The following is a 21,958-nucleotide window of genomic DNA, read 5'->3' on the forward strand; positions in this document are numbered from 1 at the left end:
GCCCCCCACCGCCTCCTTCACCGCCTCCCGCACACACTCCGCCAGCAACTCCGCTGCCCGCGTCCCCGTCGCGCGACCCGCGCGTGCAATCACCAGCGGCTGCCGCACCGTCTCTTCCAGGAGCGGCTTCTCCACCACACTGGCAATCTGCGTCGACGCAGGCGCCTGCGTAATCAGCAGCGCCGCCCCAAGCCCGTTTGCCACCATGCTCCTGGCCAGCTCCAGCGTCGTCGCGCGGTAGCGCACCTCGGGCTGCAGTCCGTATTGCCAGAATGGCGCCATCAGGAATTCGCGGCTGTGCGGCAGGTCGATCAGGATCAGCGGTTCTTGTGCCAGCTCGCGCAGCGATATGCCGCCTTTGCGCCTGGCGAGCCTTGAGCCGGCTGGCAGCAGTGCGTAGGGCCGGAGTTCGGCCAGGATTTCGCGGTCGATTTCGTTGGGCAGGCCGACGTCGTAGGTCAGGGCCAGTTCGATCTGGCCGCCGTGCAGCCAGTCTTCAAGCTGGGCCAGGTCGCCCTCGACGAAACGCACTGTCAGGCCGGGATAGCGCTCGCGCGCAATGCGCAGCACCGCCGGCAGGTAGACCGGGGCCAGCGTGCGGAACACGCCGATCTGCACTTCGCCGGCCGTGCCATCGCCGCTTTTGTCGAGCTCGAATGCCGTGGCCGCGCCAAGGATCTGGCGCGCTTCGGCGAGCTTGCGCACGCCAAAGCGGGTCAGCGTCATCTTCGCGCCGACGTCGCGGGCAAACAGCGTTTCCTCGAACAATGCCTCGAGTTCGCGAATGGCGACGGAGATGGAGGGCTGCGACACGTTCAGCCGCCGCGCCGCCGCCGTGGTGCTGCCGGTTTCCGCGGTCGCGGCGAAGTATCGCAACAGCCGCAAGGAGACACGCATCAGGAAATCCTATAGGTGCTAGTCGATTTCCATATTTTACTTGATAGCCATCGCTGCGCAGAATCGAGTCACGACAAGCTTTGGAGGCGCAGACGTGACCCATTCCGACCTGCCGCTGGCCGGCATCCGCGTGATCGATTTCTCGCGCGTGCTGGCGGGGCCTTACTGCACGGCGCTGCTGGGCGATCTTGGCGCCGAGGTGATCAAGATCGAGCCGCCGGGCGGCGACGACTACCGCGCGGTCGGTCCCTTCGTCGACGGCAAGAGTGGCCTGTTCTCGGCGATGAATCGCAACAAGCAGAGCATCGTGTCGACCTGAAGGCGCAAGCCGGGCTCGAACTGGCGCGCTCGCTGTGTGCGCGCGCCGACGTGGTGGTGGAGAACTTCCGCCCGGGCGTGGCGGGCAAGCTGGGCATCGGCTACGAAGCGCTGCGCGAGCTGAACCCCCGGCTGGTCTACGCCAGTGTGTCGGGCTTTGGGCAGACCGGGCCGGAATCGCACCGGCCGGCGTACGACATCATCCTGCAGGCGATGTGCGGGCTGATGGATGCCACCGGCGCGCCGGATGGCCCGCCCACCATGCTCGGCGAGGCGGTTTCCGATGCGGTCAGCGGCCTGTTCGCGTCCTGGGGCGTGCTGGCCGCGTTGCTGGCGCGGGAAAAGAGCGGCCGGGGCACGCATGTCGATGTGTCGATGTTCGACGCCACGCTGAGCCTGAGCGCCACGCTGGTCGCGCGCTATGCCGCGACCGGCCTGGCGCCGCGGCGCGTCGGCAACCGCCATCCGTCGTCGGCGCCGTTCGGCGCATACCGGGCCGCGGATGGCTTCTATGTGGTGGCGGTGCTGAACAACAAGCTGTTCCAGGCGCTGGCCGATGCCATCGGCCGGCCAGACATGGCGCAGGATCCGCGCTTTGCCGACGACGAGACACGCTGCCGCAACGAGGCAGACCTGCGCGCGGGGCTCGAAGCTGGTCCGCCCGCCGCTCGGTGGCCGAGGTGAACCGCCTGCTCAGTGCGGCGGGCATTCCCGTCGCGCCGATCCGCAACGTCAAGGAAGCGCTGGAGAGCGAGCATGCCGCGCACCGTGGCCTGCTTGCCGAAGTGCGCGACGCAGAAGGTGGGGCAGTGCGGCTGCCGTCGCAGCCGGTGAAATTCTCGGGCTATGGCGCCAACCGCGTGACGCCTGCGCCGGCGCTGGCGCGGGACACCGAGGCCATCCTTGCCGGGCTGGGCATCGGTGCGGCGCAGGCCGATCAATTGCGCGCAAGCGGTGCCCTGGGCCCGACCGCACCTGCCGCCGGGCAAGCTTTCAAGAAGGAGAAGCAACATGCATAAACGACTTGGCGTCGAGCCGGGCGATCTCGAGATCGCGGACGCGATCGGCCGCTTCGCGCAGAGCGAACTGGCACCGAAGGCGGCCGAGGTGGATCGCGATGAAACCTCCACCACCCGCTACGTGCCGCAGCTTGCCGAACTCGGCCTGATGGGCATGAACGTGCCCGAACGCTGGGGCGGGGCCGAGACCTCTCCGGTCACGCTGATCCTGTCGCTGGCCGAGGTGGCGAAGGCCTGCGCGGCCACGTCTTCGATGATCGGCGCGCACTACCTGGCGACCGATTCCATCCTGATCGGCGGCGACGACAGCCTGCGCGAGCGTTACCTGCCGGACGCTGCCGCCGGCACGAAGCTGGGCGCCTTTGCGCTGACCGAGCCGCGCGCGGGCTCCAACCCCGCCGACATGGCCACGCGCGCCACGCCGGAAGGCGACGGCTACCGCCTCCGCGGAGTGAAGCATTTCATCTCGAACGCCGATGCGGCGGACTTTATCGTGGTCTACGCCAAGACCGATCCGGCCGCCGGCACGCGCGGCATCAGCGCCTTCGTGGTGGACCGCCATAGCGTGGGCGTTGAGGTCGCTCCCGCCGAGAAACTGATGGGCATACGCGGCGCACCGGCGCACGAGGTGGCGCTGGACTGCTTCGTCCCCGCCGCCAACCGGCTCGGACCGGAAGGCAGCGGCTTCCGCACGGCGATGAAGGTGCTGGACAACAGCCGCCTCGACGTGGCGGCGACCAGCCTGGGCATTGCCGAGGCGGCGCTCGCCTGCGCGGTGGACTGGGCCCGGCAGCGCCAGGTCGGCGGCGAGCCGCTGGCGCGCAAGCAGGGCCTGCAATGGATGTTCGCCGACATGCGCACGCGGCTGGAGGCGGCATGGCTGCTGACGCTGCAGGCGGCGGTCCGGCGCCGGGACGGCGAGCCCTTCACCGAGCACGCGTCGATGGCCAAGCTCTATGCCTCGGAGACCGTTGGCTTCGTCACCGACACCGCGCTGCAGATCCACGGCGGCTACGGCTTTACGCGCGAGATGCCGCTGGAGCGGCTGGTGCGCGATGCGCGCATCCTGCGGATCTACGAGGGATCGTCCGAGATCCAGCGCACTGTGATCGCGCGCGCCGTGCTGGCCTGATGGCCGAGCCCGCAATCCCTGCAAGATCCTCTTCGATGTAAGCCCGCTTCTCCGGACCCGGGGCGCCGCCAAGGCGCCCCGGCGTGCAGCAGTTCTCCCTTCTCCCGCCCCCAGCCAGCTCCCGTCTTTATACGTTCTTTATACGTATCGCCCACCTTTCTACCCTGTTTTTACCGCCCCGTCGCTACCCTGCAAGGCGAGCAACCAAGCAAGGGTGTTTTGTCATGGACGGGATCTACCTGATCGTACTGATCGGCTTCGCCGCGTTGAGCGCGGCACTGCTGGGGCTTTGCATCGTGCTGGCTCCGCAATCTTCCGCGGGCACGGGACACACCGGTTCGCCTGACCAGGCGCTGGCAAAGCACTGCGCCGCGGACAGGAGGCTGTGATGAACTGGACCGATCTGCTGAGCGGCGCGCTGGCCGCTGCCCTCTTCGTGTACCTCCTCATCGCGCTGTTCCGGCCGGAGAAATTCTGATGTCTTCGCACTTCGTGGGCCTGCTGGTCCTTTATCTTGCCGTGCTGCTGGCATGCGCGCCGCTCCTCGGCCGCTATCTGCGGCGTGCCGTGGAGGACAGCCGGTATTCGCTGACCGCGTGGGGCCGTCCGCTGGAGCGCGGGCTGTATCGCCTGGCCGGCGTGCGCGCCGATGCGGAGATGGGGTGGAAGCAATACACCATCGCCGTGCTTGCCTTCAACCTGCTGGGCGTGGTGGCAGTTTATGCGCTGCAGCGCGTGCAGGGTTTGCTGCCGCTGAATCCGCAGGGGTTTGGCGCGGTGACGCCGGATTCGGCCTTCAACACCGCAATCAGCTTTGTCGCCAATACCAACTGGCAAGGCTATGCCGGTGAGTCGACCATGAGCTATCTGACGCAGATGCTCGCGCTCACCGTGCAGAACTTCTTGTCCGCGGCCACCGGCATTGCCGTGGTGTTTGCCCTGATCCGCGGCTTCGCGCGCCAGAGCGCGGCCACCATCGGCAACTTCTGGGTCGATATCACCCGCATCACGCTGTACGTGCTGGCGCCGATTGCCACGGTGATCGCGCTGGCGCTGGTCAGCCAGGGCGTGATCCAGAATTTCGATGCCTACAAGGAAGTCAGCCTGGTAACGCCGGTCGAATACAGCCAGCCGAAGGTCGATGCCGCCGGGCAGCCGATGATGGATGCGCAGGGCAAGCCGGTGACGGAAACCGTGAAGACGGACAGGCAGACGCTGGCGATGGGCCCGGTCGCCTCGCAAGAGGCCATCAAGATGCTCGGCACCAACGGCGGCGGCTTCTTCAATGCCAACTCGGCGCATCCGTTCGAGAACCCGACTGCGCTGGCGAATTTTATCGAGATGCTGGCGATCTTCCTGATTCCGGCGGCGTTGTGCTTCACGTTTGGGGAGATGGTGGGGGACAGAAGGCAAGGGGTAGCAGTGCTGGCGTCGATGACGGTGATCTTTGTCGTCATGGTGTGCGCTGCTGCCTATGCCGAGCAGATGGCGAATCCCGCACTGGCGGGTTTGCCGGTCGACCATGCCAGCTCGCTGCTGCAGGCCGGCGGCAATATGGAAGGCAAGGAAACGCGCTTCGGCGTGGCGGCGTCGGCGCTGTTCGCCACCATCACCACCGCGGCGTCATGCGGCGCGGTCAATGGCATGCACGACTCGTTCACCGCGATCGGCGGGCTGGTGCCGATGCTGCTGATGCAGCTTGGCGAGGTGGTGTTCGGCGGCGTCGGCTCGGGGCTGTACGGCATGCTGGTGTACGCGGTGCTTGCCGTCTTTATCGCCGGCCTGATGATCGGCCGCACGCCCGAGTACCTGGGCAAGAAGATCGAGACGTACGAAATGAAGATGGCCGCCGTGGCGATCCTGGTCACGCCACTGCTGGTGCTGCTCGGCACCTCGGTGGCAGTGATGGCCGATGCGGGACGCGCGGGCGTGTTCAATCCCGGCACGCACGGCTTCTCCGAGATCCTCTACGCGCTGTCGTCGGCGGCCAACAACAACGGCAGCGCCTTCGCCGGCCTGTCCGCCAACACGCCGTTCTACAACACGCTGCTGGCGGCCGCGATGTGGTTCGGGCGCTTCTGGATCATCATCCCGGTCCTTGCGCTGGCGGGATCGCTTGCCGCCAAGAAGCGGGTGCCTGCGAGCGGCGGCACCATGCCGACGCACGGGCCGCTGTTCGTGGCGCTGCTGGTGGGCACGGTGCTGCTGGTAGGCGCGCTGACCTACGTGCCGTCGCTCGCGCTCGGGCCGGTTGCCGAGCAACTCCAGGATGCGGCGGCAGCGGTCGCGGCGAAGTAACTGCGGATTCGGAGAAACCATGCAACATGATTCGATGGCCCCTGCGGCCAGGCGCGGCACCGACACGCCGGATGCGCCTTCCTCCAACACGGCCAACGCGCAAGCGGCGCCGGTTCAACAGCGCGGCCAGCAAAGCGGGACCCGTCATCATCCCCAGCGCCCGCCGGCGCAAGGCATGTTCGCGCCGGAGCTGGTGAAACCCGCGCTCATCGCAGCCTGCAGCAAACTGTCGCCGCGCGACCAGCTTCGCAACCCGGTGATGTTCGTCGTGTACGCCGGCAGCATCCTGACGACGATCCTGTTCCTGCGGGCAATGTTCGCGCCCGCGGCACCCGCCGGCGGCGAGAGCGCGGGCTTCATCCTGGCGGTTTCGGTGTGGCTGTGGTTCACGGTGCTGTTCGCCAACTTTGCCGAGGCGCTGGCCGAAGGGCGCAGCAAGCAGCAGGCCGAGGCGTTGCGCGGCCTGAAGACCACGGTCACCGCGCGCGTGCTGAAGGACGGCAAGCGCGGCGGCGCCACCGAGACGCGTGCGGCCACCGCGCTGCGGCGCGGCGACGTCGTGCTGGTCGAGGCCGGCGACATGATTCCCGGCGATGGCGAAGTGATCGACGGTGTGGCGTCGGTGGACGAAAGCGCCATCACCGGCGAATCGGCGCCGGTGATCCGCGAGTCCGGCGGCGATTTCTCGTCGGTGACCGGCGGTACGCGCGTGCTGTCCGACTGGATCGTGGTCCGCATCACGACCAACCCCGGCGAGAGCTTTATCGACCGCATGATCACGATGGTCGAAGGCGCCAGGCGGCAGAAGACGCCGAACGAGCTGGCGCTGACCATCCTGCTGGTCGGCCTGACGCTGGTGTTGCTGCTGGCCACGGCCACGCTGCAGCCGTTCTCGCTCTACAGCGTGCTGGTGACAAAGGCCGGTGTGCCGGTGACGATCACCGTGCTGGTCGCGCTGCTGGTGTGCCTGATCCCGACCACGATCGGCGGGCTGCTGTCCGCCATCGGCGTGGCCGGCATGAGCCGGATGATGGAAGCCAACGTGATCGCAACCTCGGGCCGCGCGGTGGAAGCCGCCGGCGACGTCGATGTGCTGCTGCTCGACAAGACCGGCACCATCACGCACGGCAACCGCCAGGCAGCGCGTTTTATCCCGGCGCCGGGTGTGTCGCTGCTGCAGCTTGCCGAAGCCGCATGGCTGTCGTCGCTGGCCGACGAGACCCCGGAAGGCCGCAGCATCGTCACGCTTTCGCGCCAGCAGGCCGGGCTGACCGCGCCGGACATCACCATGCTCAAGCCGGTGTTCGTGCCGTTCACCGCGCAGACCCGCATGAGCGGCGTCGACCTCGGCGACAGCGATGGCGGCGCGCGCCGGGTGCGCAAGGGCGCAGCCGACGCCGTGCGCCGCTACGTCACCGGCCACGCCGGCAAGTTGCCGGACGCTGTGCTGCATGCCGTGGACGAGGTGGCCCGCGTCGGCAGCACGCCGCTGGTGGTGGCCGACACCCGGGCGGGCGAGGTCCGCGTGCTGGGCGTGGTCGAGCTGAAGGACATCGTCAAGACCGGCATCCGCGAGCGCTTCGGCGAACTGCGCAAGATGGGCATCAAGACCGTGATGATCACCGGCGACAACCGGCTCACCGCGGCCTCGATCGCCGCGGAAGCCGGCGTCGACGACTTCCTCGCCGAGGCGACGCCAGAGGCCAAGCTCAGGCTGATCCGGCAATACCAGGCCGAAGGGCGGCTGGTGGCGATGACCGGCGACGGCACCAACGATGCGCCGGCGCTGGCGCAGGCCGATGTCGCCGTGGCGATGAACAGCGGCACGCAGGCGGCCAAGGAAGCCGGCAACATGGTGGACCTGGACAGCAACCCGACCAAGCTGATCGAGATCGTCGAGATCGGCAAGCAGATGCTGATGACGCGCGGCTCGCTGACGACCTTCAGCGTCGCCAATGACATCGCCAAGTATTTCGCCATCATCCCCGCGGCGTTTGCCACCACCTACCCGCAGCTCAACCTGCTGAACGTGATGGGGCTTGCCACGCCGGCGTCGGCCATCCTGTCGGCGGTGATCTTCAACGCGCTGATCATCGTCGTGCTGATTCCGCTCGCGCTCAAGGGCGTGGCGTACCGGCCGCTGGGGGCAGCGGTGCTGCTGCGCCGCAACCTGCTGGTCTATGGCCTTGGCGGCATCCTGCTGCCGTTTGCCGGCATCAAGCTGATCGACATGATCCTTGCGCTGTCTGGCTGGGTCTGAGTTCCAGAGGAGTTCACATGAATACGCAAGTGCAGTCTCTCCAGCCGTCGCCCGCTTCCGTGCAGGCGGGGCTTGCCAGGCCGATGCTGGTGCTGTTCGTCGCGCTGTCTCTGCTGACCGGGCTGCTGTATCCGGGCGTGATTACCGCGATCGCGACAGCCGTGTTTCCCCGTCAGGCGGCAGGCTCGCTGATCGGGCAGGATGGCAAGCTTGTCGGCTCGGCGCTGATTGGCCAGCCGTTCTCCGACCCGAAGTATTTCTGGGGCAGGTTGTCGGCGACGGCGCCGATGCCTTACAACGCCGCGGCTTCGGCGGGCTCGAACCTGGGACCGGCGAATCCGGCGCTGACTGACGCCGCCCGCGCGCGCATCGACGCGCTGCGCGCCGCCGATCCGCATCACCGGGCGCCGGTACCAGTGGACCTGGTCACCGCATCCGGCAGCGGACTGGATCCGCATATCAGTCCCGCCGCGGCGCAATACCAGGCCGCGCGCGTAGCCGGCATCCGCGGCATGCCGATTCAGCAGGTAAGGGACCTGATCGCCGCGCATACCGAGGCGCCGCTGCTGCCGGTACTGGGCGAGCCCGGCGTCAATGTGCTGAAGCTGAACCTGGCGCTGGACGGCGTCGCGGCCAGGCGATGAGGTCGCTGAAGCCCCTGAAGCCGCTGAAGCGGATCATCCACGCCCACGGAAACTCCATCCACTACCACAACAAAAACATGCCTGTACTGCGCCAGACCGCCGCTGCGCTGCGAGCGTCTTCCGTATCGTCCTTGTTCCTGTTCGCCGCCATGCCTGCCATGGCGCAATCGCAGCCCGACGCGGAAACGCCGGCGCATGCGTTCACCGCCAATGTTGCCGTGGCCAGCGAGTATCGCTACCGCGGCCTGATGCAGACCAACCGCCGCCCCGCGATCCAGGGCGGTTTTGACTACAGCCACGCGAGCGGTTTCTACCTCGGCAACTGGAACTCGAGCATCAGCTGGCTGGGCGACAGCAATGCCGAAGTCTCGGCGCCGATAGAAATGGATTTCTACGGCGGCTACAAGGACACGTTCGGCGCTGGCTGGAGCTACGACATCGGCGTGCTGCAGTACTACTATCCGGGGGACTATCCGGCCAACTACACGCGGCCATATACCACCGAGGTGTACGCGGGGCTGGGCTATGGCCCGGTGACGCTGAAGTACTCCTATGCGCCCACCAACCTGTTCGGTTTCGCGGACAGCAAGCATAGCTGGTACGTCGATCTGTCGGCCAACGTCCCGCTGAACTTCTGGGGCCTGACGCTGAACACGCATGTGGGCTATCAGAAGGTGCAGGTTGCCAATGCCTCGTACGCGGACTGGAAGGTCGGCCTGACCAGGGACCTGGGGCAGGGCTTCGCGCTGGCGGTCGCCTATATCGGCACCAATGCCGACCGGGCGGTGTACACCAATGCCGGCGGCCGCTACATGGGGCGGGGCACGGCCTGGGCTTCGCTGGCAAAGACCTTTTGATGGCGCAGGTCTGTTGAAGGGGAACCGGAACCTGCGGTACCCCTCTTCCGGATTCGCGTGGTGTGCGGGCATCTCCACCTGAACGCGCACTTCACCCCAGCCGAGGGCGGATTCACCGTCTATGCTCCTTATGCAGCGACCAAGAGGAGCCACCGTGGATTCTCCCGAGAATAACCTCGAAGCGCAGAGCGATCCCAACTTGCGGCAATCCCGTGCCGCTCTCACGCTTGCCGCGCTAGGCGTCGTCTTCGGCGATATCGGCACCAGCCCGCTGTACGCGATCAAGGCCACCTTCAATCCCGCCCTCGGCATCCCGTTGGTCGCGGAGAACGTGCTCGGCGGCGTCTCCGCGATCTTCTGGTCGCTGATGGTAGTGGTCTCGCTCAAGTATGTGATCCTGATCATGCGGGCGGACAACCGGGGCGAGGGCGGCATCATGGCCTTGCTCGCGCTGGCCCTGTCGTCCGTGAAGAAGGTGGGCCGCTCGTCCACACCGGTCCTGCTGGTGGGCCTGTTCGGCGCCGCGCTCTTCTATGGCGATGCCGTGCTGACGCCGGCCATCTCGGTGCTCTCGGCGGTGGAAGGCATCGCGCTGGGCACCACCGCGCTGCAGCCATACGTGCTGCCGATATCGGTGGGCGTCCTGATCGGGCTGTTCCTGGTCCAGCGGCATGGCACCGCCACCATCGGTGCGTGGTTCGGGCCCATCACGGTCGTCTGGTTCCTCGCGCTGGCTTTCGCCGGCCTTCACGGCATCGGCCAGTATCCCGCCGTGCTGGGCGCGCTCAATCCGCTGCACGCGCTCGGCTTCGTCACGCAGCACGGCTTTGCCTCGTTCGCGGTGCTGGGCGCTGTGCTGCTGGCGTTTATCGGCGCCGAAGCGCTCTACGCCGACATGGGCCACTTTGGCAGCGGCCCGATCCGGCTGGCATGGTTCGGGCTGGTGTTCCCGGCCCTGGCACTCAATTACCTGGGGCAGGGGGCGCTGCTGATCGTCAATGCCAGGGCGATCGAGAACCCCTTCTACCTGCTCTTTCCGTCATGGGCGTTGTACCCGATGGTTGCGCTGGCGACCGCGATGACGGTGATCGCGTCGCAGGCCATCATTTCCGGCGCTTACTCGTTGACGAAGCAGGGCATCCAGCTTGGCTACCTGCCGCGCATGTACATCGTGCAGACGTCCGAGAAGGCGATCGGGCAGGTCTATATCCCCAGTCTCAACGGCATGCTGCTGTTTGCCGTGCTGGTCGCGGTGCTTGGCTTCGGCTCGTCATCGAGCCTGGCGTCGGCATATGGCGTCGCGGTGACCGGGACCATGCTGGCGACGACGCTGCTGACGTTCTTTGTGATTCGCTACGGCTGGGGCTACAACCTGTGGCTCAGCCTGTTCGCGACCGGCTTCTTTATCGCGGTGGACGCGGCGTTCCTCTCTTCCAGCCTGTTGAAGATTGCCGATGGCGGTTGGTTCCCGTTGCTGGTCGGGGCAGCGATGTTCATGGTGATGCTGACGTGGCAGCGCGGCCGGAAGCTGCTGCTTGACCGGATCCAGAGCTCCGACGTTGCGCTCAAGCCGTTCCTGGATTCGCTGTTTCTCGCGCTGCCGGCGCGGGTGCCGGGTGTGGCGGTGTTCCTCACCCCCACACCCGAGGTGGTGCCGCACGCGTTGGTGCATAACCTCAACCACAACCGGGTGCTGCACGAGCGCGTCGTGTTCCTTACCGTAAATCTGAAGGATGTGCCGTGGGTGCCGTTGAGCGAGTGCGCAAGCGTCGAGCCGCTCGGGCACGACTGCTATCGCGTAGCGCTGCGCTTCGGCTTCATGAACCGGCCCGACGTCACGCGAGCGCTTGAGGCGCTGCAACGGGAATCCGGCGTCGAGCTCGACATGATGGAGACCTCGTTCTTCCTGAGCCGCGAATCCATTGTCCCGATTGCCGGCAGGCCCGGCGGCATGGCGTTATGGCGCGAGCGCCTGTTCGCCACGATGAGCAAGAACGCCGGCAATGCGGCGGACTATTTCAACATACCGGCCAATCGCGTGATCGAGATCGGGACGCTGATCGAGATCTGAGCGGCTTACTTGCCCGGTGCGACCAGCGGAGCGCCTTTCCGGACGATATAGGTGGCCAGCTCCGATGCCTTGCCGCTGCCGACGTTGCGCGCCGAGTGGCCCGTCCCGGCGGGGATGAACAAGGCCTCGCCGGCCTTGAGCGTGACCGGGGGCTTGCCATCGAGCTGATATTCCAGCGTGCCTTCGAGGACATAGGCGACTTCCTCGCCCGGATGCGCGTGCCGCGGCGCGAACGCACCCGGATCGAAATCGACCCGGACCTGGACGGCCTCGCGCTCCGGCGCGCTGATGTCCTGTTTCAGCAGATCGGTGCGATAGATTCCGGCTGTCTGGGCCTGTGCCGCGTGCATCGCCAGGGCGCTGCCGACGACCAGCAATGCCGTCGCCATCGATCGGGTGGTTTTCATATCAACATCCTTGACGTGTATTGGAAAGTAAGCGGGCTAAGGCGTGGCCGGTTCAGGGCGATGCGCCGAAGCCAGTGCCGCCATTTCAGCAGCGTCACGTATTGGGGATGTATCAGGCGGAGGGGGGTTTCGTATGCGCGTGTGTTGGCGGTGCGGGCCGACACAGTGGGATACAAAGGGGGGCGCGCGCCGCTTGTTCGCCGTGCTTTTAAAGGGCAGATGCCGCCATGTTTCTCCAGGCGGCCGATACAGAGGAATGGAGCGGTTGCTGAATACTCCCGGCCGTCGGTGTGTGCCGATCGTCGGCCAGACGCGATCGCCGCTAGCCGGCGCCGGCCTGTTGGCGCAGCGCGCGGGCCCGCCCGGCCAGATAGGGCAAATTGGCTGACACAAAGACCGCCAGCAGCAACGCCCCGACGCTCCATGCCATGGCTGGCAGCCACGGCATCAGGCTGGCCAGCGGCGCTGACTTGGCGGCGCCCGACGTCACCATGGCGATGCGCATCAAGGCGGCGACAGCCAGGACCGCGAAGACGAGCCCGGTGAACATCCCTTCGCGCCCGACGTGTCCGGCATCGAGCGCCGCATTGGCCGCCGAGCCGAACATGATTCCCCACATCCCGCCGGCCAGGCATTGCGCGGCGAGGATAACCCCGAGCGAGCTGGCGGCGGCAAAGGCGAACAACGACATCGCGCCGAGGGCCGCCGCGGCCAGCAGCAGCACATAGGGCGGGTATCGCCGCAGCACCGGCGCCGCCGGCAGCAGCACGCACAGCGCAAAGCCGATCCAGAAGGCTGGCGTCATGCGCACCAGTTCGGCACTGGAAACGAAGCGCAGGTAGGCCGGCGCGGAATTGACGGTGGTGTGGACCTGGAAGCCGAGGGCGAGCAGCCAGACCGCGGCGAAGAGCAGCCAGACGCGCCTGAGCGCAGCGCTGGCGAGCGGCGCCGGCGCTGCGTCAGCGCCCACGCGTGCTCCGGCAGGCTCGACCCACCGCAGCGCCACCACCGCCGCGACCAGTGCCGCGCTGGCCGCCATGAACGGCAGCAGCGGCGAGGCATCGCGCAGCCAGGCGGTGAGCATCGGAGCCACTGCCCCCGCCAGCCCGATGCCGAGCAGCGAGGATCCCACCAGCAACGACGGCGCGGTGGCACGCATGCGGCGGGCGATGATCACCATCGGCGGCGCGCGCAACGCCGAAGAGGTAGCGGCCCAGAGCGCCGTCAGGCCAAGCAGCAGCCAGGGCGAAGTGGACCGGGGCAGCAGCACGAAGGCCAGCGCGGAGACCGCGGACAGGGCAAGGATCCAGCCTCCCAGCCGGCGCATGGCGTTGGCGACACGGTCGGCCGCGATGCCCAGCGCGAAGTCCATGGCGATAAAGATCACCTGGTCCATCAGCAGGATCCAGCCCACATGCGCTCGCGCGATGCCGGCCTGCGCGGCGAGCTGCGGCAGGCAGGCCACGTAGAGGGTCCACGTCACCGCCAGCAGGAACTGCACGGAGCAGAAGATCAACGCGTGCATGCCGCCCACCTTGCCTTTGGAATGTCCAGCCCGTCCGGTCTGCCTTTAACGTCGTTGAATGCGTCGATTCTCTTTCGAATCAAGGCATTGCCGCGCCTGCAGCATGCTCCACCTCAGCCCACAAAGAACTCGATACCCTCCTGGGCACCGGCATCCGGCTGGGAAAATGTAATCCAGCCATGGCTTCGGAGCGTGATTTCGTCACGGCGCAGGACGATCCCGTCTTCCCCGTCGATCCTGACGTGGGTACCGTTCGAACTCCTGTCGATCAGCACAAAGCGGCCGCCGCGCGGCTCGACCGTTGCCTGGAACCTCGACACCTGCCGGTCCGTGACGACGATGCTCATCGTGCTGTCCCGGCCGATGGTCAGCGGCGGCGAGGCGGCGTTCATCTCAAACAGGGCGCCGCGATACCGCAGCGAGAGCAACACCGCACCGCGTAAAGGCAGGTCCACCGGCGCCACCACGGTCATTTCCGTGTTCTGCTGCCAGATCGCTTCGTACAGCTCGATCATCTGGTGCTTGCCGCGCACCTGGATCGGGTACAGGTGGCGCGTCATCTGGCGCAGCCCGGCGGACAGCTGCTCCACGGCGTTCTTGCTGGTGATGATCTGTCCGCGCGACGCGAGCTTGACCAGCCGGGCGGCAAGGTTGACCGTGTCGCCAAACACGTCGCCCGCTTCGTCCGACAGGATGGGCCCGTGGTGAAAGCCGATATGGATCGACAAGGGCGCGCCGGCGATCGGCGGCAGCGCGGCGACCGCCTCCTGCATCCCAAGTGCGGCCTGCATCGCGTTCTCCGCTGCAGGAAACAGCACCATGATCTCGTCACCGATCGTCTTGACCACGCGGCCTTGCGCGGCGGCGGCGCTCGACTTCATCAGCGCGATGCACTGGCGGATTGCGCCAAGCGCAGCCGTATCGCCGACTCTTTCATAGAGCCTGGTGCTGTCGCAGATGTCCGCGAACATCACCGAGCCACCTGACGAGTCCGGTAGCGAGTCTGGGTCCTTGTGCATCATCGGCCGTCCCGGTCGGTTTGCGGCGGGCCGGTCCCGCCTGCAGGGAGCGTGGTCCCCGGGGTGGGACACGAGCGGCGCGCCCGGCAAACTTCAGGCGCGCTCCGTCTGATGATAGTTGATGATGCCGCAGGCCAGCGATGGGGGTGTGATGGCGCCGGATGAGGCTGAGGTGAGGAAGCCGCGCTGACGGCTAGCGGCGCCTGAAGCAAGTATGTGGAGATGAGTCGGGTGCGCGGCTCCAGTGAGGCCGTATCCGGGCTGGCCTTACCGGCTCCTGCTTCACGTTCCCCACCAAGGCAGGGAGTTCAACGCGAGTCTCGTCTGCCGCTTTAAGCGCGTCAACGAAACGCTGGAACTGGTCGAGCACCGCTTCGATTGACCCGTTGCGCGTCAGTCGTCGGCAAGCTCACAGAAGCGCAGGCGATTGCCGAACGGATCCGCCACCTGCAGCAGGCGGCCCCAACCGACCGTTTCAATACCCGGCCTGGCGTACGCATATTGCCTGGCTGCCAGTTCGCGATGCAGCGCGTCGATGTCCTCGACCGGTACGAACACCGTCGAGCCCGGCGTGGCATCGCCATGGTGCTCGCTCAGGTGCAGCGTCAGGCCGGAGCGCCTGACCTGCGCGTACAGCGGAAACCCTTCCTCAAAGCGATGCTCCCAGTCGAGCGCAAAGCCGAGGTAGTCGAGATAGAACTCCTTGGCCTTGTCGACCGAGAAGATGCGGAGGATGGGAATGGCGCCCGACAGCTTCATGGTTTGCGTTCTCCGGTGCGAGGTGGATCTCCGGATGATACCCGCGCTGCGCGCATAAGCATGCGCGACTTTCTTCGTTGGCTTCGTGCCTGCGCATGACTAAGCTGGCGCTCCGTGAAATCCGTGAGCGCCGCCATGAACCCTATCCTCAATCCGCGCCGCCGCCTGCTGCTGCAGGCTGCCGGCGCTGCTGCCGCAGCCACCGCGCTGCCTTTCGCGGCTCAGGCGCAGGGCCAGGCCGCGCTGCGCATCGGCTATCAGAAGTCATCGACGCTGATGATCTTGCTGAAGTCGCGGCAGACGCTGGAAAAGGCGCTGGCAGGCAAAGGCGTCGCGGTGCAATGGTACGAGTTCACCTCCGGCCTGCCGCTGCTGGAAGCACTGAATCTGGGCAACCTCGACCTGAGCGCGGACGTGGCCGACGCCGTGCCGCCGTTCGCGCTGGCCGCGGGTGCCGATCTGACCTACTACGCCAGCGAAACGCCTTCGCCGCAGGCGCAGGCCATTGTCGTGCGCGGCGATTCGCAGATTCGCGAGGTGGCGCAGCTCAAGGGGCAACGGGTGGCCTTTGCCAAGGGCGCCGGTGCGCATTACCTGGTGCTGGAGGCATTAGCGCGTGCGGGTTTGTCGATCCGCGATATCGAGCCGGTGTATCTGAGCCCGGCCGATGCGCGCGCCGCCTTCGAGCGCGGCAGCGTGGCCGCGTGGGCGGTCTGGGACCCGTTCCTGGCCGCGGTGCAGCGCCAGGCCAATGCGCGCGTGCTGCGCGATGGCGAGGGGCTGGCGAGCTATCGCCGCTTCTATCTCGCCGCCACGCCGTTTGCGCGCGCGCATGCCGAGGTGCTCAACGTGGTCTTCGATGCGCTGCGCGATGCCGGCGAGTGGGTCAAGCGCAATCCCGCCGAGGCGGCGCGCTGGCATGCGCCGCTGATCGGGCTGGATGCGGCCACGGTTGAAGCCGCGAACGTGCGGCGCAGCTATGCCGTGCGTACGGTCGATGCTGCCGCGCTGGCCGAGCAGCAGCGCATTGCCGATGCCTTCACCGCGCAGCAGATATTGCCGCGCAAGGTGGCGGTTTCTGCGTCGCCGGTGTGGCGCAAGGTGTGAGGGCAGGGCGCTTGCGCAAAACCAGCGACGTTTCCATTACCGCTTGTGTGGGGGGAGGGCAGGCGCTTGCCCCGCGATATGGCGTGTTGGTCCGCGACGTCCTGCGCAAACCACGCCAGCGCACCGCTGACGCCCGGCTGCGATGTGTGCGGCCGGTCATCGCAATGTTGGCGTACTGGCAGGCGGCCGGCGGTGACGCGTCGCCTGCTCAAAAGCCGATGCAAGCGACAGCAGCAAGGCATCGCTGCCCGCGCGCCCCAACCACGACACGCCGGCCGGAACGCCCGCCTGCGTGAATCCCATCGGCACGCTGATCTCGGGAAAACCGGTGGCGCTGGCGATATGCATCGCGGCGAGCGGCTGCGCCGCGCGGCAATGGTAAGTCGCGTCGGCCATGTCGAAGCGCGGCGAAGCCGGACATGCCATCGTCGGAAACACCAGCGCTGCCAGGTCTTCGGCGTGGAAGATATCGTCGAGCATGGCGCCTAAGCGGCGTACCTCTGCCATACCGGCCTGCGGTGGGGTGCCCCGTGTCTGCACCGCATCCTGTAGCGCAACGAGGGTTAGCGGGTTCATGCCGGCCGACAGCGCAGGCGTGGCGAGGATCGAATCGAGCAAGCAAGACGCGCTGGCCGGCGCGCCGGCCGGCAGGCGCGCAAGATATGCATCGAGCCCGCGCACCCATTCAGATCGCGTGATGTCGCCCAGCAAATCGGCGTACAGCGTCTGCGCGCCAGCCGGCAGGTGAACGGGAATCGTCATGGCACCCGCCGCACGCATCGCCTGCGTTGCAGCGGCAAACAGCGCATCGATCTCCCCGTTGCCACCCCCGAAGTTCCCGACGATGCCGAGCCTGCGCCCCGCGAGCGAGCCCGGCTCGACCGTGAAGCCCGCCTCCGGCGCCAGTGAGGCCAACACCACGGCAGCATCCGCCGCACTGCGAGCCAGCGGCCCGACCGTATCGAACGATGGCGCCAGCGGCAGCACGCCGCCGGCGTCCAGCAAACCATGTGTGGGCCGCATGCCGGCCAGCGCATGCACGCAGGCCGGCCCGCGCACGGAACCGAAGGAATCGGTGCCCAGCCCGAACGCGGCGAGATTCGCCGCCACCGCCGCACCACTGCCGCTGCTCGATCCGCTGGCGTTGCGCGACAAACGATAGGGATTCAGCGTCAGCCCGCTGGCGGAGCTGTACCCAAAGCGCCCGTTGGACGCGGCCAGCTCCGACATATTGGCCTTGGCCAGCACGATGGCGCCCGCCGCGCGCAAGCGCGCCACGGATGCCGCGTCGGCAGCCGGGCAGGCCCGGCCCAGCGCCGCACAGCCGGCCGTGGTCGGCAGCCCCACGGTATCGATGTTGTCCTTGACCACCATCGGCATGCCATGCAACGGGCCGCGCGGTCCCTGCATACGCAGTTCCTCGTCCAGTGCCAGCGCCTCGCGCATGGCGGCGGGGTTCAGATGGCTGATGGCGTTGATACGGGGCCCCACGCGGTCGAAGGCGGCAATACGTTCGAGGTAGCAAGCCACCAGGCCGGCTGCGGAAATACGGCCCGCGCGCATGGCGGTGCCGAGGTCGCGAAGGGAAGCCTCGCACGGATCGAAGCGCATGGACGGTGGGAGTGGGACAGTGGAGGGTGAGTTCATTGGCGATAGTGCGTGATGCAGCGAGTATTGGCCCGGCCACGCTGGCAGGCAATGGATGTTTTCTCCATCCATCTTTCCTTGCCGGAATGAATGGAAGACAATGCCATCACGCCAACCGGTCCCCCGCACCGGAGGCGCTTCCCACACGCCCACCGACATGAAAAGTACCACCGGACGCCACCTCCCCGCGTTGGCGAACCTGATTGCGTTTGAAACCACTGCGCGCACCGGCAGCGTCACCGGCGCGGCCGACGAGCTTTGCCTGACGCAGAGTGCCGTCAGCAAGCAGATCACCGAGCTGGAAGCCTTCCTCGGTGAACGCATGCTGAACCGGCGCAAAGGTGCGGTAGCGGCGACACCGGCCGGGGAGGAATACCTCAGGAGCGTGCGCAAGGCGCTGGCGATACTGGAGGAAGCGACGCTGGAGGTGCAGTCGGGCCGGGCGGCCGGCGGGCGGCTGAACCTGTCGGTACCGGTGTCGCTGGGCAATATCTGGCTGTTGCCGCGCTTGCTCAGGTTCGCCAAGGAGCAGCCGCAGATCCAGTTGAACGTCACTACCAAGGTGGGCCCGGTCGACCTGGAAAGCACCGGGCTCGATGCGGCGATCATGTATTGCGCGGGGCCGCCGCCGCGCCACTTTGCGCTGAAGGTCATGCCGCTGGTGCTCTATCCGGTGTGCGCGCCGGAACTGCTGTCCGGCGGCGGTACGCTGGCCAGGGCCGTGAAGCGCCTGCCCTTGCTGCACCAGATCGCCGCGCTGGAAGCGTGGCCCGCCTATCTCGAACAGAACGGCATCACGCTGGCGCATCCCGACGATGGCTCGCGCTATGGCCTGCTGACCATGGGCCTGCAGGCCGCCGTCAGCGGCATGGGCGTGGCGCTGTTGCCGGAATACGTGGCGGGCGAGGACATCAGGGCCGGCCGCCTGCTGCGATTGTCCGACCAGCCCTACGTCTCGCCCAAGGCTTACTACTTCGTCTGCCTCGAGGAAAAGCGCAACAGCCCCGCGATGCAGAGCTTTATCGCGTGGCTGCTCGAGCAAAGCGCCGACGAAAACCGGCGCTGATCAGGGAGCGATACGCCTTAGCCGGCGGCGCCGGTCTTCACCAGCGTGGAGGTAACAAAGTGCCCGGGGCGGCTGCTGACGGGCTCACCGTCGCGCAACGTCGCCTGTCCGGCGACGAACACATGCCGCACGCCGACGCACGGCTGCTGCGGATCGTCGAACGTGGCGCGGTCCTGGATCATCGCGGGATCGAACACGGTGATGTCGGCCACATGTCCCGTCCTCAGTGCCCCGCGGCGCTCCAGTCCAAAGCGCTGCGCCGGCAGCCCGGTCATCTTGTGGACCGCTCGCTCCAGCGGGAACAGTCCCAGGTCGCGCGAGTACAACCCCAGCACGCGCGGGAACGTGCCCCACAGCCGCGGGTGCGGCGTTTCGTCGGAAGGAATGCCGTCCGAGCCGACCATTGTATCGGGGTAGGACAGGATGTCCCGCACGTCGCCCTCATCCATGATGAAGTACACGGCGCCGCCGGGTACCAGCGCCTGCGCCACCTCGTGGCGCGTCTGCCCCCGTTCCTGCGCCAGGTCCTCGAGGTAGCGCCCCGCGGCTTCCGGATGCGGCGCCGACCACGTGATCAGGATGCGGTCGCATTGCGTGACGCGCTCGGGCCGCAGCATGGTCGACGAGGCCGCATACGGGTAGCAGTCCAGGCACAGCGGCATGGTTTCGGCCAGGCCCCGCACCTGCGCCAGCGTGTGGCGGCTGCGGCCGTGGTTCTGCTTGCCCACCAGCTTGTGGTGCGAGATCACCGTCGACACACCCAGCGCCTTGCCGATGCGCGCGGTCTCGTCGATCGATGCTTCGATGTTGTCGCTTTCGTCGCGCATATGCGAGACCAGCACGCCGCCGAGCCGCTTCATCGGCTCGCACATGCGCACGATCTCGTCCTCGGGCGCCGCTGCCGACGGCGGATAGAAGGTGCCGGTGGAAACCCCGATCGCTCCCTCGCGCAGCGCGGCCTCAACGTCCTGTCGCATGTTTTCGATCTCCGCATCGCTGGCGGGCAAGCCGAGCTGGCGCAGATGCCGTGCGCGCAGCGTCGACTGGCCCACCAGCACCGCGACGTTGACCGCTGCAGGACGCTTCTCGAATGATTCCCGGTAGGCCCGTACGGAGTCGAAGCGATAGCCGCCGCGCATGATGTCGAGCGGCGCGGGCGGGATGCGGTCGGTCACCAGCGGAAACAGGCTGATGCCGCAGTTGCCGGCGATGATGGTGGTGACGCCTTGCGTGACCTTGGGCAGCATGTCGGGCGACTGGAACACCATCCAGTCGTCATGCGTGTGGGTGTCGATAAAGCCGGGGGCGACGATCAGGCCGGTGGCGTCGATTTCGCTGCCCGCGCGCGCATCCGCGAGATTGCCGATGGCGGCGATCTCGCCGTCGACGACACCCACGTCTGCCGCACGGCGCGGCGCGCCGGTGCCGTCGATCATGTCGCCGTTGCGGATGATCAGGTCGTAATGCTCGTAATGAGTTGGCATGGCGTATTCCCTCAGTCGACCCTGGCGCCGCTCTTGCGCACCAGCTCGCCGAACTTGACGGTCTCGGAGGCGATCAGCGCCTGGAATTCCCGCGCGCTGCCGCCCAGCGGATCGAACGACAGCTTGTCGAGCTGCGCGCGGAAGGCCGGATCCCTGATGATGGCGTTGACCTCGCGGTTGATCCGCTCGATTGCTTCAGCGGGTGTGCCTGGCGCTGCCACCAGCCCCGCCCACGCCGTCAGCTCATAGCCCTTCAGCCCGGCCTCCGCCATGGTCGGCAGGTCGGGGAAATGCGGCGAGCGCTTGCCTGACGTGACCGCCAGCGCCCGCACGCGGTGGGCTGTCACGTACGGCCCGATCGACGGCACGTTATCGAACATCAGCTGCACGTTGTTGCCGACCAGGTCCTGCAGCGCCGGCGTGCTGCCCTTGTACGGCACGTGGGTGATATTCAGGTTGGCCATGACCTTGAACAGTTCGCCGCCAAGGTGGCTGGTGGTGCCATTGCCCGCCGAACCCATCGACAGCTTGCCCGGATTGGCGCGCGCATAGGCCACCAGTTCCTGCATGGTCTTGACCGGCAGCGAGGGGTTCACCGCAAGGATATTGAAGGTCGTCACCAGTCCGACGATCGGCACCAGCTTGTCCGGATCGTAGGGCAGCTTCGCGTACAGGAAGCGGTTGGTCGACAGCGTGGCGTTGTTGCCATAGGCGATGGTATAGCCGTCCGCCGGCGCCGCCAGCAGCGCCTGCATGCCAATATTGCCGCCGGCGCCGGGGCGGTTCTCCACCACGACGGTCTGCCCGAGCCGCCGCGACAGCGCATCGCCGAACAGGCGCGCGACGATGTCCGGTGCGCCGCCCGGTGCGGTCGGCACGATCAGCCGCACCGGCTTCTCTGGCCATGCCGCTTGCGCAATGGCCGGCACCAACAGCATCGCGCCGCTTGCCGCCGCCGCGGCCAGGATATGAATGGCTGACTTCCTCATGCTCGCTCCCTTAGTCATCGTGGTGTAACCGTGACTGAGTATCAGCGACGGCCCGCGGCGGGCCTAGTGAAGTTTTGTGGGCGATAGTTTCCGTGGTGGAATGCATTTCAACCAAGGCCAAGCGCGGGGAGCATTCCGGGCATGGGGATCGCCGACGGGGTTTGTTGCCATGCGGTCACGTGGTGTCGGCGCGTATGGTAGCGCCGATGACCGTGGCCGCCGCCCGCCCAAGAGCAGCAGGAGCCGGCGCGATCGTTGATTCGTCACATGGCAAACGTGTCGCGCCAAGCAGGCCCGGCAATTGCTGTCAGTTGCAAGGCTTTGGCATCGACAGAAAACAGCCAATAGCGGCCGCCTATCCAGACGGCGGTGCCATTCCCAGTCCCATCAACCAGCGCAAAGGAGATCGATATGCCCGATGACAAGGCAAAGCCCACGGCGAACAGCACGCAAGGCGGC

Annotated in this window: 19 protein-coding genes and 1 pseudogene; 11 read left to right on the forward strand and 9 right to left on the reverse strand. The window is 67.0% G+C overall.

Translation table 11 applies throughout. From position 1 onward, the window contains the following. On the reverse strand, positions 1-897 hold an 897-nt coding region (locus AB1I47_RS28730), incomplete at its 3' end, for a LysR family transcriptional regulator (protein ID WP_354687087.1). A 148-nt stretch (positions 898-1,045) separates the two neighbouring features. Between AB1I47_RS28730 and AB1I47_RS28735 the strand changes: the two are divergent. The 9 genes and pseudogenes from AB1I47_RS28735 (at position 1,046) to AB1I47_RS28775 (ending at position 11,496) form a co-directional block, all read left to right on the forward strand. Next, positions 1,046-2,234 (forward strand): annotated as a pseudogene (locus tag AB1I47_RS28735) (CaiB/BaiF CoA transferase family protein). Then, positions 2,227-3,366 (forward strand): acyl-CoA dehydrogenase family protein, encoded by a 1,140-nt coding sequence (locus tag AB1I47_RS28740; RefSeq protein ID WP_354687088.1) that lies wholly within the window; start codon positions 2,227-2,229, stop codon positions 3,364-3,366. The pseudogene AB1I47_RS28735 and the gene AB1I47_RS28740 overlap by 8 nt, the downstream one beginning before the upstream one ends. A gap of 224 nt (positions 3,367-3,590) precedes the next feature. After that, positions 3,591-3,755: a hypothetical protein gene (locus tag AB1I47_RS28745; RefSeq protein ID WP_354687089.1), complete on the forward strand. Its 165-nt coding sequence runs from the start codon at positions 3,591-3,593 to the stop codon at positions 3,753-3,755. After that, positions 3,755-3,844: a K(+)-transporting ATPase subunit F gene (kdpF, locus tag AB1I47_RS28750; RefSeq protein ID WP_354687090.1), complete on the forward strand. Its 90-nt coding sequence runs from the start codon at positions 3,755-3,757 to the stop codon at positions 3,842-3,844. Before AB1I47_RS28745 ends, kdpF begins: the two co-directional genes overlap by 1 nt. After that, on the forward strand, positions 3,844-5,664 hold the full coding sequence (gene kdpA, locus AB1I47_RS28755; protein WP_354687091.1) for a potassium-transporting ATPase subunit KdpA: 1,821 nt from the start codon (positions 3,844-3,846) through the stop codon (positions 5,662-5,664). Before kdpF ends, kdpA begins: the two co-directional genes overlap by 1 nt. A gap of 19 nt (positions 5,665-5,683) precedes the next feature. After that, a complete protein-coding gene (gene kdpB, locus AB1I47_RS28760; RefSeq protein WP_407935928.1) occupies positions 5,684-7,924 on the forward strand; it encodes a potassium-transporting ATPase subunit KdpB in 2,241 nt (746 codons plus the stop codon). Positions 7,925-7,941: 17 nt separating this feature from the next. Further along, a complete protein-coding gene (gene kdpC / locus AB1I47_RS28765) occupies positions 7,942-8,568 on the forward strand; it encodes a potassium-transporting ATPase subunit KdpC (protein ID WP_354687092.1) in 627 nt (208 codons plus the stop codon). A gap of 77 nt (positions 8,569-8,645) precedes the next feature. Beyond that, positions 8,646-9,425 (forward strand): TorF family putative porin, encoded by a 780-nt coding sequence (locus AB1I47_RS28770; RefSeq protein ID WP_354687093.1) that lies wholly within the window; start codon positions 8,646-8,648, stop codon positions 9,423-9,425. Between the two features lie 130 nt (positions 9,426-9,555). Further along, positions 9,556-11,496, forward strand: coding sequence for a KUP/HAK/KT family potassium transporter (locus AB1I47_RS28775; protein ID WP_475572031.1), 1,941 nt, complete (start codon positions 9,556-9,558; stop codon positions 11,494-11,496). Between the two features lie 5 nt (positions 11,497-11,501). On the opposite strand, the gene AB1I47_RS28780 is transcribed toward AB1I47_RS28775, so the two are convergent. From AB1I47_RS28780 to AB1I47_RS28795, 4 genes are all read right to left on the reverse strand, one after another. After that, a complete protein-coding gene (locus AB1I47_RS28780) occupies positions 11,502-11,903 on the reverse strand; it encodes a cupin domain-containing protein (RefSeq protein WP_354687095.1) in 402 nt (133 codons plus the stop codon). A gap of 322 nt (positions 11,904-12,225) precedes the next feature. After that, entirely contained in the window at positions 12,226-13,428 is a 1,203-nt protein-coding gene (locus AB1I47_RS28785; protein ID WP_354687096.1) for an MFS transporter, read from the reverse strand. 113 nt (positions 13,429-13,541) lie between these two features. Beyond that, on the reverse strand, positions 13,542-14,399 hold the full coding sequence (locus tag AB1I47_RS28790; RefSeq protein WP_354687109.1) for an adenylate/guanylate cyclase domain-containing protein: 858 nt from the start codon (positions 14,397-14,399) through the stop codon (positions 13,542-13,544). Positions 14,400-14,840: 441 nt separating this feature from the next. Beyond that, entirely contained in the window at positions 14,841-15,206 is a 366-nt protein-coding gene (locus tag AB1I47_RS28795) for a glyoxalase superfamily protein (RefSeq protein WP_354687097.1), read from the reverse strand. A gap of 135 nt (positions 15,207-15,341) precedes the next feature. Between AB1I47_RS28795 and AB1I47_RS28800 the strand changes: the two genes are divergently transcribed. Beyond that, positions 15,342-16,313 (forward strand): aliphatic sulfonate ABC transporter substrate-binding protein, encoded by a 972-nt coding sequence (locus AB1I47_RS28800; protein WP_354687098.1) that lies wholly within the window; start codon positions 15,342-15,344, stop codon positions 16,311-16,313. A gap of 156 nt (positions 16,314-16,469) precedes the next feature. Here the strand turns inward: AB1I47_RS28800 and AB1I47_RS28805 are convergent, their stop codons facing one another. Then, positions 16,470-17,924 (reverse strand): amidase family protein, encoded by a 1,455-nt coding sequence (locus AB1I47_RS28805; RefSeq protein WP_354687099.1) that lies wholly within the window; start codon positions 17,922-17,924, stop codon positions 16,470-16,472. A 193-nt stretch (positions 17,925-18,117) separates the two neighbouring features. On the opposite strand from AB1I47_RS28805, the gene AB1I47_RS28810 reads away from it, so the two are divergent. Next, positions 18,118-19,026, forward strand: a complete 909-nt coding sequence (locus AB1I47_RS28810; RefSeq protein WP_354687100.1) for a LysR substrate-binding domain-containing protein — start codon at positions 18,118-18,120, stop codon at positions 19,024-19,026. Between the two features lie 17 nt (positions 19,027-19,043). On the opposite strand, the gene AB1I47_RS28815 is transcribed toward AB1I47_RS28810, so the two are convergent. From AB1I47_RS28815 to AB1I47_RS28825, 3 genes are all read right to left on the reverse strand, one after another. Continuing rightward, complete coding sequence (locus AB1I47_RS28815) at positions 19,044-20,510, reverse strand: N-acyl-D-amino-acid deacylase family protein (RefSeq protein ID WP_354687101.1); 1,467 nt, start codon at positions 20,508-20,510, stop codon at positions 19,044-19,046. 11 nt (positions 20,511-20,521) lie between these two features. Next, complete coding sequence (locus AB1I47_RS28820; protein WP_354687102.1) at positions 20,522-21,499, reverse strand: Bug family tripartite tricarboxylate transporter substrate binding protein; 978 nt, start codon at positions 21,497-21,499, stop codon at positions 20,522-20,524. 263 nt (positions 21,500-21,762) lie between these two features. Next, positions 21,763-21,948, reverse strand: a complete 186-nt coding sequence (locus AB1I47_RS28825) for a hypothetical protein (RefSeq protein ID WP_354687103.1) — start codon at positions 21,946-21,948, stop codon at positions 21,763-21,765. Positions 21,949-21,958 lie beyond the last annotated feature (10 nt).

It is taken from the genome of Cupriavidus necator (assembly GCF_040578825.1).
GTDB classification, from domain to species: domain Bacteria; phylum Pseudomonadota; class Gammaproteobacteria; order Burkholderiales; family Burkholderiaceae; genus Cupriavidus; species Cupriavidus necator_E.

Coding starts and splice junctions, on each gene's coding strand:
- AB1I47_RS28740 (WP_354687088.1), top strand. CDS start 2,227: ATGCATAAACGACTTGGCGTCGAGCCGGGCGATCTCGAGATCGCGGAC.
- AB1I47_RS28745 (WP_354687089.1), top strand. CDS start 3,591: ATGGACGGGATCTACCTGATCGTACTGATCGGCTTCGCCGCGTTGAGC.
- kdpF (WP_354687090.1), top strand. CDS start 3,755: ATGAACTGGACCGATCTGCTGAGCGGCGCGCTGGCCGCTGCCCTCTTC.
- kdpA (WP_354687091.1), top strand. CDS start 3,844: ATGTCTTCGCACTTCGTGGGCCTGCTGGTCCTTTATCTTGCCGTGCTG.
- kdpB (WP_407935928.1), top strand. CDS start 5,684: ATGCAACATGATTCGATGGCCCCTGCGGCCAGGCGCGGCACCGACACG.
- kdpC (WP_354687092.1), top strand. CDS start 7,942: ATGAATACGCAAGTGCAGTCTCTCCAGCCGTCGCCCGCTTCCGTGCAG.
- AB1I47_RS28770 (WP_354687093.1), top strand. CDS start 8,646: ATGCCTGTACTGCGCCAGACCGCCGCTGCGCTGCGAGCGTCTTCCGTA.
- AB1I47_RS28775 (WP_475572031.1), top strand. CDS start 9,556: ATGCAGCGACCAAGAGGAGCCACCGTGGATTCTCCCGAGAATAACCTC.
- AB1I47_RS28780 (WP_354687095.1), bottom strand. CDS start 11,903: ATGAAAACCACCCGATCGATGGCGACGGCATTGCTGGTCGTCGGCAGC.
- AB1I47_RS28785 (WP_354687096.1), bottom strand. CDS start 13,428: ATGCACGCGTTGATCTTCTGCTCCGTGCAGTTCCTGCTGGCGGTGACG.
- AB1I47_RS28790 (WP_354687109.1), bottom strand. CDS start 14,399: ATGTTCGCGGACATCTGCGACAGCACCAGGCTCTATGAAAGAGTCGGC.
- AB1I47_RS28795 (WP_354687097.1), bottom strand. CDS start 15,206: ATGAAGCTGTCGGGCGCCATTCCCATCCTCCGCATCTTCTCGGTCGAC.
- AB1I47_RS28800 (WP_354687098.1), top strand. CDS start 15,342: ATGAACCCTATCCTCAATCCGCGCCGCCGCCTGCTGCTGCAGGCTGCC.
- AB1I47_RS28805 (WP_354687099.1), bottom strand. CDS start 17,924: ATGCGCTTCGATCCGTGCGAGGCTTCCCTTCGCGACCTCGGCACCGCC.
- AB1I47_RS28810 (WP_354687100.1), top strand. CDS start 18,118: ATGAAAAGTACCACCGGACGCCACCTCCCCGCGTTGGCGAACCTGATT.
- AB1I47_RS28815 (WP_354687101.1), bottom strand. CDS start 20,510: ATGCCAACTCATTACGAGCATTACGACCTGATCATCCGCAACGGCGAC.
- AB1I47_RS28820 (WP_354687102.1), bottom strand. CDS start 21,499: ATGAGGAAGTCAGCCATTCATATCCTGGCCGCGGCGGCGGCAAGCGGC.